This window comes from Plantactinospora sp. CA-290183 (assembly GCF_050936375.1).
Taxonomy (GTDB): Bacteria; Actinomycetota; Actinomycetes; order Mycobacteriales; family Micromonosporaceae; genus Plantactinospora.
This window is the reverse complement of sequence record NZ_JBNJMX010000032.1, coordinates 22438-33110: the sequence shown is the minus strand read 5'-3', so window position 1 is coordinate 33110 and position 10673 is coordinate 22438. Positions and strand designations below refer to the sequence as shown.

The 10673-nt window shown below is 73.0% G+C and carries 8 protein-coding genes and 1 pseudogene; 3 read left to right on the top strand and 6 right to left on the bottom strand.

What is annotated here, in order from left to right:
* A pseudogene (locus ACQEUR_RS23865) lies at positions 1–453 on the bottom strand (hypothetical protein); the annotation flags it as partial.
* A gap of 158 nt (positions 454–611) precedes the next feature.
* Between ACQEUR_RS23865 and ACQEUR_RS23860 the strand changes: the two are divergent.
* The gene (locus ACQEUR_RS23860) at positions 612–1673 is read left to right on the top strand and encodes an App1 family protein (protein ID WP_433035127.1); all 1062 of its coding nucleotides are present in this window, start codon (positions 612–614) and stop codon (positions 1671–1673) included.
* A gap of 52 nt (positions 1674–1725) precedes the next feature.
* On the opposite strand, the gene ACQEUR_RS23855 is transcribed toward ACQEUR_RS23860, so the two are convergent.
* Positions 1726–2067, bottom strand: coding sequence for an ArsR/SmtB family transcription factor (locus tag ACQEUR_RS23855; protein WP_433035136.1), 342 nt, complete (start codon positions 2065–2067; stop codon positions 1726–1728).
* A 127-nt stretch (positions 2068–2194) separates the two neighbouring features.
* On the opposite strand from ACQEUR_RS23855, the gene ACQEUR_RS23850 reads away from it, so the two are divergent.
* Together ACQEUR_RS23850 and ACQEUR_RS23845 are read left to right on the top strand one after the other, a co-directional pair.
* Positions 2195–3064, top strand: coding sequence for a PhzF family phenazine biosynthesis protein (locus ACQEUR_RS23850; RefSeq protein ID WP_433035124.1), 870 nt, complete (start codon positions 2195–2197; stop codon positions 3062–3064).
* Positions 3065–3153: 89 nt separating this feature from the next.
* Complete coding sequence (locus ACQEUR_RS23845) at positions 3154–3675, top strand: DinB family protein (RefSeq protein WP_433035121.1); 522 nt, start codon at positions 3154–3156, stop codon at positions 3673–3675.
* An 18-nt stretch (positions 3676–3693) separates the two neighbouring features.
* Here the strand turns inward: ACQEUR_RS23845 and ACQEUR_RS23840 are convergent, their stop codons facing one another.
* The 4 genes from ACQEUR_RS23840 to ACQEUR_RS23825 form a co-directional block, all read right to left on the bottom strand.
* Positions 3694–5616, bottom strand: a complete 1923-nt coding sequence (locus ACQEUR_RS23840) for a thiamine pyrophosphate-binding protein (RefSeq protein WP_433035118.1) — start codon at positions 5614–5616, stop codon at positions 3694–3696.
* A 15-nt stretch (positions 5617–5631) separates the two neighbouring features.
* A complete protein-coding gene (locus ACQEUR_RS23835; protein WP_433035115.1) occupies positions 5632–6393 on the bottom strand; it encodes a cyclase family protein in 762 nt (253 codons plus the stop codon).
* A gap of 100 nt (positions 6394–6493) precedes the next feature.
* Positions 6494–8605 carry a 1,4-alpha-glucan branching protein GlgB gene (gene glgB / locus ACQEUR_RS23830; RefSeq protein ID WP_433035112.1) on the bottom strand — a complete coding sequence of 704 codons (2112 nt, stop codon included), beginning with the start codon at positions 8603–8605 and terminating at the stop codon, positions 6494–6496.
* A complete protein-coding gene (locus tag ACQEUR_RS23825) occupies positions 8593–10635 on the bottom strand; it encodes an alpha-1,4-glucan--maltose-1-phosphate maltosyltransferase (protein WP_433035109.1) in 2043 nt (680 codons plus the stop codon). The genes glgB and ACQEUR_RS23825 overlap by 13 nt, the downstream gene beginning before the upstream one ends.
* Positions 10636–10673: the final 38 nt, after the last annotated feature.

The window sequence follows — 10673 nt, the reverse complement described above, 5'->3', positions numbered from 1 at the left end:
GCCCGGCCGGCCGCCGACGGCGGTGATCTGGTCCCGGACCACCCGTTCCCCGCCGAGCGCGAGCAGGCCGATGGTGAAGGTGGCCAGCCACGGCGAGTAGACCCGCCGGGCGAGCCGGTAGGTCAGGTAGAGGAAGGCGGCGTGCAGCAGGAGCAGCGGGAGCCGCAGCAGGACCCAGCTCGAACCGAAGAGCAGGAACAGCGGGGCGGCGAGGTAGCTCTCCACCGTGCCCATGTAGTGCTGGCCGTAGAGGAAGACCGGCAGGTCCCGGCCCGCGGCGATGTGCATCGCGGCCAGCCCGAACGTCGCCTCGTCGCTGTTCGAACCCGGCACGGTCAGCAGCACCAGCAACAACCGGTAACCGAGCCCGGCCAGGCCGAGCCCGAGCGCCACCACGTCCGGCCGGTCGAGCGATCGGAACAACCGACCCCCGCGCGGCATCGCCACCGACACGACCAACGCCCCCGTCGTCGTCCCGTTCCGAAGTCTTCCACAGCCATACGGCCGGGGCGGCCGGATCGGCGCAGGTCAGCGCGGTGAGGGTGGGCGGGTGAACGATTTAGTTGATCTGTCTCGTGGCCGTCTCCGGTGGTCTGTGGCAGGGTGGCAAGGTGTCGCTGATACCCGCCGGTCCGGCGCCCGCGCCGCGGCTGCACCGAGCGGCCCGCGTCGAGGACGCGGTGCACCAGTTCATCGAGCGGCGGCTGGGGCAGGGTGGCTGGGACGCCACGATCGTCCCGTACGCCGGCTACGGCGCGCCCGGCTGGGTCCGGGTGCTCGGCCGGGTGCTGCTGACCCGGCTGCGCCGCCGGCCGGGGCGCCAGATCGAGAAGGTCCGGGGCTGGCGTCACTTCGCGACACTGCCCGTTCAGCACGCGCCGGTGGTGATCGAGGCGGGCGGCACCCGCCACGAGGCCCGGGCGGACCGCAGCGGCTTCATCGACCTGGTCCTGAAGGCGGATCTGGCACCCGGCTGGCAGAGTGTCCGGATCACCAGTCCCGGTGCCGAGCCGGTCGACGCGCCGGTCCGGATCGTCGACCCGGACCTGCGATTCGGCATCCTCTCCGACATCGACGACACGGTCATGGTCACCGCGCTGCCCCGGCCGCTGCTCGCCGCGTGGAACACCTTCGTCCTGGACGAGCACGCCCGGATGGCGGTACCCGGGATGGCGGTGCTCTTCGAGCGGCTGGTCACCGCGCACCCCGGCGCCCCGGTGCTCTACCTCTCCACCGGGGCCTGGAACGTCGCGCCGACGCTGACCCGGTTTCTCTCCCGGCACCTCTATCCGGCCGGTCCGCTGCTGCTCACCAACTGGGGTCCGACGGCCGACAGCTGGTTCCGCAACGGGCGGGAGCACAAGCGGGCGACCCTGGCCCGGCTGGCCCGGGAGTTCCCGGACATCCGATGGCTGCTGATCGGCGACGACGGCCAGCACGACCAGGAGATCTACGCCGAGTTCGCCGCGAAGTACCCGGACAGCGTCGCCGGGGTGGCGATCCGGCGTCTCTCGCCGACCCAGGCGGTGCTGGCGGGCGGCTTCCCGACACCGCCGGGCAGCGCCCCGGGCGGTGGTGCCAGCCCGGCCTCCGGCCCGCTGGGCGAGACGTGGCTGTGCGCGCCCGACGGCGCCGGCCTGTGGCGCCTGCTCCGCGAGGCCAACCTGCTCTGAAGTGTAAGGAAGGGCCCCTTCTTATCGCTTTTTGTATAGGAAGGGCCCCCTCCTAACCCTCCTGGCGCCGGCGGCGTTCGCGTCTGCCCCGGGCGATCTCGGTGCCGAGCGCGTCCAGCCGCTGGTCCCAGAACGACCGGTACCGGTCCAGCCAACGGTCGATCTCGACCAGCGGGGTCGGGTCCACCGCGTACAACCGGCGGGTGCCCTCGGCGCGTACCGTCGTGAAGCCGTTCTCGCGCAGCACCCGCAGGTGTTGCGAGACGCCCGGCTGGGAGATGCCGAACTCCGCCTGGACCACCGCGCCGACCTCGCCCGCGGAGCACTCGCCGTCGGCGAGCAGCTCCAGGATCCGGCGCCGGACCGGGTCGCCGAGAACGTCGAACGCGTGCACCAGCGCCACCCCTCCGGCACGACCCTGTGTAATCCGGCACGACCCCTATATAAGTAGAACCTAACATTAGGTCGACCGGTTGACACCTGGTAGGGGCCGGCCGTCCGGTTCCTGGTAGACAGGGGTCGTGCGCCTTCGCCTGATCCAGATCGACGCCTTCGCCGACCGCGTGTTCCGGGGCAACCCGGCCGCCGTGATGCCCCTGCCACACTGGCTGCCCGACCCGGTCCTGCAGGCCCTCGCCGAGGAGAACAACCTTTCCGAGACCGCGTTCTACGTCGCCGACCTGCCGCCCGAGGCCGGATCTCCGCCCGAGACCACCTCGGCCCCGGGCAACGAGCCCGCCTACCACCTGCGCTGGTTCACCCCGGCGATCGAGGTCGACCTCTGCGGGCACGCCACCCTCGCCACCGCCGGACACCTCTTCGAGGACGCGCACCCCGGCGCGGAAGGGATCCGCTTCTGGACCCGCAGCGGTTGGCTCTCCGTCCGGCGTGGGCCGCACGACGGTGAGCTGGAGCTCGACTTCCCGGCCGGGACGTTGCGGGAGATCCCGGACGGGGACCGGACGTCCACTGCGGCGGTGGCGGCCCTCGGTGTGGAGCCGGAGGTACGGCTGCGCGACACCGACCTGGTCTACGTGCTGGCGGACGAGGCGGCGGTCCGGACTGCCGCCCCCGACTTCACCGCCCTGGCCCGGCTGCCGGTACGCGGAGTCGTGGTGACCGCGCCGGGCGACGCGCACGGGGTCGACTTCGTGTCGCGCTGGTTCGGCGCCGCCGCCGGGATCTCCGAGGACCCGGTGACCGGCGCCCTGCACAGCCAGATCGCGCCGTACTGGGCGCAGCGACTGGGGCGTACCCGGCTCACCGCCCGGCAGCTCTCCGCCCGGGGCGGAATGGTGCGCTGCGAGGTGGACGGCGACCGGGTGCGCCTCGCCGGCACGTACCACCGCTATCTGGACGGCACCGTCACCATCCCGGATCTGCCGGAGTAGCGGCCGGGCTCTCCCGGCGTCGCGGGCGGGCGGAACTGTCGGTGCCGGTCGCTATGGTCCTGCTGACCAACCGACGAGGGGACCCGCTCATGATCGAGACCAGCACGCTCACCCGCGAGCGCGCAGACCTGCTGGAGGCGCTCGCCAAGCACCGCTTCTTCCTCCGGCACACCGTGCGTGACCTCACCGACGAGCAGGCCGCGCAGCGCACCACGGTCAGCGGGCTCTGCCTCGGCGGGCTGGTCAAGCACGTCGCTTCGGTAGAGCGCGGGTGGGCGGACTTCATCGTGGACGGTCCGGCCGAGATGCCCCGGTGGGACGACGCGGTCGCCCTGGACAACCACGCCGCCGGCTTCCAGATGCTGCCCGGCGAGACGCTGGCCGGGCTCCTGGCGGCGTACGACGAGGTGGCCCAGCGCACCGACGAGCTGGTGCGGACGCTGCCCGACCTGGACAGCGACCACCCGCTGCCGGAGGCACCGTGGTTCGAGCCGGGTGCCCGCTGGTCGGCGCGCCGGGTGCTGCTGCACGTCGTCGGCGAGACCGCCCAGCACGCCGGGCATGCCGACATCATTCGGGAGGCCCTGGACGGCGCGAAGTCGATGGGATAGTCCCCGGCGGGCGCCGGCTCAGTGACCGCGGAAGGCTTCCTCCAGCCACCACGAGCCGTGTTCGCTGGTGACCTTCGCGGCCACCACCAGCGGCCGGCTCATCGGCCCGGTGAGCCATTCGCGCAGCGGGCCGAGGTCGTCGACCGTGCGGACGGTCAGCGCGGCGCAGCCGTAGCCCCGGGCGATGGCGGCGAGGTCGGTGTCGGGGAAGCGCACCAGCTCCAGCGGATGTCCGTCGGGGCCGAAGTGGTGCACCTCGGCGCCGTACGCCGCGTCGTCGTAGACCACCACGAGCAGCGGCAGCCCCAGCCGGACCGCGCTGACGAGTTCGACGGCCGACATCAGGAACCCGCCGTCGCCGAGCGCCGCCACGGTGAGCCGGTCCGGCCGGGCCACCGCCGCGCCCAGCGCGCTGGCCAGGCCGAGCCCGATCGACTGGAACGCCTGGGTGAAGCAGAAGCCGGCCACGTCCGGCACCGACAGGAAGGTCGAGGGGTAGCCCATGAAGTTGCCGGAGTCCACCACCACGGTCCGCTCGGCCGGCAACAGGTCGTCCAACGCGATGCTCAGCGTCCGCGGGTCGATCCGGCCGTCCGGGCCGGCGACGCTCTCGTCCGGATAGGACACGTCCCGCCACCGGCCCCGTTCGACGATCCGGCGCCGCAGCTCCGGCGTCCGCCGCCCGCCGGTCGCCCACGCGGCGTCGGTGTCGGTCGCAACCGGATCCGCTGTCGTGTCCGTCCCGGTCGCGACCCGGTCCCTGTCTGTCCCGGTCGCGACCCGGTCCGTGTCCGTGCCGGCAGCAATCCGGTCGGATGTGGTGTCCGTGCCGGCCGCGACCCGGTCGGATGTCCTGTCCGCGCCGGCCGGGACCCGGTCCAGGGTCGCGTCGGGAGGTGTCGCCGACGCCCGGTGTGTCGGCGGCGCACCTCCGGGCCGGGTCGGCGCCTGCGGCGCGCGCCCCGCTCGCAGCCGATCGTGTGTCTCCCCGGCGACCAGGCCGACGTCCCCGACAACCGGCACGTCGACCGGGCGGTGCACGCCGAGCGCCGCCGGATCGCGGTCGACCTGCGCCACCACCGCCGACGGCGCGATGAGCCGGCCGTGCCGGGTGGTCCACATGTTCAGGGTGCTGCCCCAGGCCACCACCAGGTCGGCGTCGGCGATCAGTTCCGCGGCGAGCGGGGTGGCGAAGCCGCCGGAGACGTCCAGATTCCACGGCTCACCGGCGAAGAGCCCCCTCGCGGCCGCGGAGGTGGCCAGCAGCGCGCCGCACTCGTCGGCCAACCGCAGCAGCGCCTCCCGGGCCGTCCGGGCGCCCCGCCCGGCGATGAAGACGGGCCGCCGGGCGGCACGCAGCGCGGCGACCAGCGCACCCACCCCGGGCACCCCGTCGGGGGTCGCGGGTCGCGGGGACGTGCCGGGAGAGCACGACGGCGCCGCGACGGGTCCGCGCCACGGTGCCACCTCCGCCGCCTGTACGTCCAACGGCAGCCCGAGCAGGACCGTCGCGCCCCGCTGCGCCGCCCGGTACGCCGCGCTGACGTCCTCGGCCGCGTGCTCGGCGCGTACCCGCCGGAAGTCGGCGCCGAACGCGGCCGCCGCCCCCGGGAGATCAATGTGGAAATTCGACCGGGGTGAGGTCGCCTCCGGAGCGAGGACCAGCAACGGGGTACGGCTCTTCGCCGCCTCGGTGATCCCGGTCAGCGCGTTGGTCACCCCGGGCCCCTGGTGCACGGAGAGCACCCCGACCTGGCCCGAGGTGCGGGCGAAGCCGTCGGCCATGCTCGCCGCGCCGCCCTCGTGGGCCGCCGCCACGAACCGCGCACCGGCCGCGACCAGGGTGTTGCTGACGTGGAAGTTTCCGCTGCCCACCACGCCGAAGACGTGCCGCACCCCGTGCGCGGCGAGAACCCGGCCGACCACCTCGGCGACCCGCATACCGCCGTGCCCCCGCTAGCGTTCGACGAGCGCGAGCACCCGGCACGGGCTCCCGGAGCCGTTCACGATCGGCAGCGGCCCGGCGATCACCACCGCGCCGGTCGGCGGGAGCTGCCCCAGGTTGCGCAGTTGGGTCAGCCCGTACCTGTTCTCGCCGAGCAGGAATGAGTGGCAGGGGAACGGCGGGTCGAACGAGTGCGCCGCGCCCGCGTCCGTGCCGACGGTCTCCACCCCGACTCCCAGCACCGGGGACTCCTCGGCCAGCCACTTCGCGCAGGCCGGTGAGATCCCGGGCGTACGGCCGCCGTTGGCGTACCGCTGCGCGTCGTCGCCGTACGCGTCCCAGCCGGTCCGGTAGAGCAGCCAGCCGCCGGCCGGCAGCGGACCGTGCTCCGCCTCCCAGGCCCGGATGTGCTCCACCTCCAGCAGGAAGTCCGGATCGGCGGCGGCCTCGGCGCTGTGGTCGAGCACCACCGCCGGGGCGACCAGCCGGCTCGGCGGCACCTGGGACACGTCGTCGCCGTGCTGCCCGCTGACCCAGTGCACCGGCGCGTCGAAGTGCGTGCCGGTGTGTTCCCCGGTGGTGATGTTGTTCCAGTACCAGGCCGGGCCGCGCTCGTCGTAGCGGCTGATCTCGCTGAGCGCGAACGGTACGGTCTGGCCGAACGGCTCGGGCAGGGCCAGGATCGGCGTCTGCGCCGAGAGCGGGGCGGTGAGGTCGACGACCTCGACCCGGCCGGTGGCGAGCGCGGTAACCAGATCGTGCAGCACGGTCATGGCGAGCAAGGTACCGGAGTTCGTCGCCGAGCGGGCCCACGCGATCGGGTGTTAATGGGGGGCCCTTCCTCTACCGAAAACGATAATAGGGGGCCCTTCCTTACACCGAGGGCCGGAGCCAGAGGACGCCGAGTGGCGGCAGCCGCAGCGCGGCCGAGGCCGGCAGCCCGTGCCAGGGCAGCGCCTCGGCCCGCACCGTGCCCAGGTTGCCCACCCCGGAGCCGCCGTAGTGGCCCGCGTCGGTGTTCAGCACCTCGACCCAGGTGCCGGCGAGCGGCAGGCCGATCCGGTAGCCGTCGTGCGGCAGCGCCGCGAAGTTGGCCACACAGACCAGCGGTGCGCCGTCCGGGGCGATCCGGATGAAGGCGACGGTGTTGTTCGCCGCGTCGTCCGAGACGATCCAGCGGAAGCCGGCCGGTACGGTGTCCTGGGACCAGAGCGCGGGGCTGGCCCGGTAGACCCCGTTCAGGTCCCGGAGCAGCCGCTGGACGCCGGCCCGGCCGGGATCGTCGAGCAGCCGCCAGTCCAGGCCGCGGGTCTCGCTCCACTCCTGCTCGTCGCCGAGTTCGCAGCCCATGAAGAGCAGTTGCTTGCCCGGGTGCGCCCACATGTACGCCAGCAGCGCCCGTACGCCGGCCAGTTTGCGCCACTGGTCGCCGGGCATCTTGCCCAGCAGGGACCCCTTGCCGTGCACCACCTCGTCGTGGCTGATCGGCAGCAGGTAGTTCTCGCTCCAGGCGTAGACCAGCGAGAAGGTCAGCTCGTTGTGGTGGTGCTGCCGGTAGATCGGGTCCTTGCCGACGTAGCCGAGGGTGTCGTGCATCCAGCCCATGTTCCACTTGAAGCCGAAACCGAGCCCGCCGGAGTCGGTGGTGCGGGTCACCCCCGGCCAGGCGGTCGACTCCTCGGCGATCATCAGCACGCCCGGATGTTCCCGGTAGACGGTGGCGTTGACCTCCTGGAGCAGCGCGATCGCCTCCAGGTTCTCCCGGCCGCCGTACTGGTTCGGCGCCCACTGGCCGGAGTCGCGGGAGTAGTCGAGGTAGATCATCGAGGCGACCGCGTCCACCCGCAGGCCGTCCACGTGGAACTCCTGGCACCAGTAGAGCGCGTTCGCCACCAGGAAGTTGCGCACCTCCGGCCGGCCGTAGTCGAAGACGTACGTGCCCCAGTCGGGGTGCTCGCCGCGCCGGGGGTCGGGGTGCTCGTAGAGCGGGGTGCCGTCGAACCGGGCCAACGCCCACTCGTCGCGCGGGAAGTGCGCCGGCACCCAGTCGAGGATGACCCCGATCCCGGCCGCGTGCAGCCGGTCGATCAGGTGGCGGAAGTCGTCCGGGTCACCGAACCGGGACGTCGGGGCGTAGTAGCCGGTCACCTGGTAGCCCCAGGACGGGCCGTACGGGTGCTCCATCACCGGCAGGAACTCCACGTGCGTGAAACCCATGTCCAGCACGTACGCGGTGAGCTGCTCGGCGAGGTCCTGGTAGGACAGGCCCGGCCGCCACGACCCGAGGTGCACCTCGTAGACGCTCATCGGCTCCTGGTGCGGTGCCCGCCCGGCCCGGCTCGCGAGCCAGTCGGCGTCGGACCACTCGTACCGGGACTCGTGGACCACGGAGGCGGTGGCCGGTGGGATCTCGGTGTGCCGGGCCAGCGGGTCCGCCTTGTCCCGCCAGCGGTCGTCCGGGCCGAGGATGCGGAACTTGTAGCGCTGGCCGGGCGCCGCGTCCGGGACCAGGATCTCCCAGACTCCGCTGCCGCCGAGCGAGCGCATCGGCCAGCCGTCGTGGGCGCCCCAGCCGGTGAAGTCGCCGACCACCCGGACACCCCGGGCGTTCGGCGCCCAGACCGCGAACGACACCCCGCCGCCGGGCCGGGGCCGGGCGCCGAGGGCGGTCCAGAGCCGCTCGTGCCGGCCCTCGCCGATCAGGTGCAGGTCGAGTTCGCCGACCGTCGGCGGATGCCGGTACGGGTCGTCGCGCGGCTCGCCGCCGTCCACCTCGATCCGGTAGTCCAGCACCGTGCCGGGCACCGTCGCGGCGAAGACGCCCTCGTCGTGCACCCGGCACATGGGGTGCCGCTCCGCGCCCACCAGCAGCGTCACCGTCCCGGCGCCGCGCCGCAGCGTACGGATGAGGGTGGCGTCGCCGTCCGGATGCGCGCCGAGCACGGCGTGCGGGTCGTGGCTCCTGCCGGCGATCAGCTCGTCCATCGCACACCTTCCGATCGGGGCAGCGGGTCCGCGGGGCCGTCGCCGTCCGGGGGTGCCGGTGGTGCGCCGAGCGGGTGCACCGTGAAGACGTGGGCGGGCTGGAGGTAGGGGTCGAGCCGTACGGCGTTGTGCTGTCCCCAGTCGTAGACGGCGCCGGTCAGCTCGTCGCGGACGGTGAACCGCTCGTGCCAGTCGAAGCCGAGCGCCGGCATGTCCAGCACGGTGTTGCCCCACTGCACCTGTCCGGGGTCGACGGAACAGACGACCAGCACCGTGTTGCCGGTCGCCAGGTCCCGCTTGGACCAGCAGAGCAGCGCCGGGTTGTCGATGTCGTGGAAGCGCAGGTTGCGCAGCCAGTGCAGGGCCGGGTTGGCCCGGCGGATCGCGTTGAGCCGGGCGATGAACGGGGCCAGCGAGCGCCCCTGCGCCTCGGCCGCCGCCCAGTCCCGGGGCCGCAGCTCGTACTTCTCGTTGTCGATGTATTCCCCGGAGCCGGGCCGGGCGACGTGCTCGAACAGCTCGTAGCCGGCGTAGACGCCCCAGGAGGGGGAGAGCAGGCTGGCCAGCACCGCGCGGATCTTGAACATCGGCGGGCCGCCGTGCTGGAGGTGTCCGGGGAGGATGTCGTGGGTGTTCGGCCAGAAGTTGGGCCGCATGTGGTCGGCCGCCGCGACCAGCTCCAGGCAGTAGTCCCGCAGGTCGGCCGGGCTGTCCCGCCAGGTGAAGTAGGTGTACGACTGGGCGAAGCCGAGTTTGCCGAGCCCGTGCATCACCGCCGGCCGGGTGAACGCCTCGGACAGGAACAGCACGTCCGGGTCGTACTCCTTGACCTGCCAGATCAACCAGTGCCAGAAGTCGAGCGGCTTGGTGTGCGGGTTGTCCACCCGGAAAGCCCTGATTCCCTGGTCGACCCAGTGCAGTACCACCCGCAGGATCTCCGCCCGGATCCCCTCGGGGTCGTTGTCGAAGTTCAGCGGGTAGATGTCCTGGTACTTCTTCGGCGGGTTCTCCGCGTACGCGATCGTGCCGTCCGCCCGGGTGGTGAACCACTCGGGATGCTCGGTGACCCAGGGGTGGTCCGGCGCGCACTGCAACGCCAGGTCCATCGCCACCTCCAGGCCGACCTCGCGGGCGGCGGCGACGAACCGCCGGAAGTCCTCGGCGGTGCCCAGCTCGGGGTGGATCGCGTCGTGGCCGCCCTCGGCCGCGCCGATCGCCCAGGGCGAGCCGATGTCGTCCGGCCCGGCGGTCAGGGTGTTGTTCCGGCCCTTGCGGTTGATCCGGCCGATCGGGTGGATCGGCGGCAGGTAGAGCACGTCGAAGCCCATCCCGGCGACCGCCGGAAGCCGCTGCGCGGCGGTGGCGAAGGTGCCGGACCGGGCCGGCCGGCCCTCGGCGGCCAGCACCGCGCCCTCGGAGCGGGGAAAGAACTCGTACCAGGCGGAGAAGAGGGCCCGGTGCCGGTCCACCCAGAGGGTCCGGGTGGGCCCGTCGGTGAGCAGCGCCCGCACCGGGTGCGCCCAGAGCAGGTCGGCCAGGTCGAGGGCGGCGGAGATGCGCGCCGGCAGCGGCAGGTCGCCGTCGCGCAGCGCGGCGGCGGCACCGCGGACCAGGTCACGGGACTTCTCCGGTACGCCGTCGGCCGCCGTCTGAAGCAACTCGGCGCCCTCGGCGAGGTCGTTGGCCAGCTCCGCGGGCCCCTGCCCGGCGTCGACCTTCTTGACCACCGCGTCCCGCCAGGTCAGGTACGGGTCGTCGAACGCCTGGACGGTGAAGCTCCACTCGCCGACCGCGTCGGGTCGGATGGTGGCGTGCCAGCGGTCGTCGAAGTCCGGTCCCGGCCGCATCCGGACGACCTCCCGGGGCCGGCCGTCCGGGCCCGCCCAGGCCACCTGGCAGCCCATCGCGGTGTGACCCTCGCGGTACGACCGCGCGGTCACCGGGACCAGCTCGCCGACCACCGCCTTCGCCGGATATCGACCACACGAAACGGAGGGGGTCACGTCTTCGATCGGGATCCGTCCGGTCACCCTGTCCAACCTACTGTGAATGATCGTCCGCCGCGCGA

What these genes read in the sequence shown, in the direction of transcription:
- ACQEUR_RS23845 (WP_433035121.1), top strand. Translation starts at nt 3,154, where the DNA reads ATGATCGAGACCAGCACGCTCACCCGCGAGCGCGCAGACCTGCTGGAG.
- ACQEUR_RS23840 (WP_433035118.1), bottom strand. Translation starts at nt 5,616, where the DNA reads ATGCGGGTCGCCGAGGTGGTCGGCCGGGTTCTCGCCGCGCACGGGGTG.
- ACQEUR_RS23835 (WP_433035115.1), bottom strand. Translation starts at nt 6,393, where the DNA reads ATGACCGTGCTGCACGATCTGGTTACCGCGCTCGCCACCGGCCGGGTC.
- glgB (WP_433035112.1), bottom strand. Translation starts at nt 8,605, where the DNA reads ATGGACGAGCTGATCGCCGGCAGGAGCCACGACCCGCACGCCGTGCTC.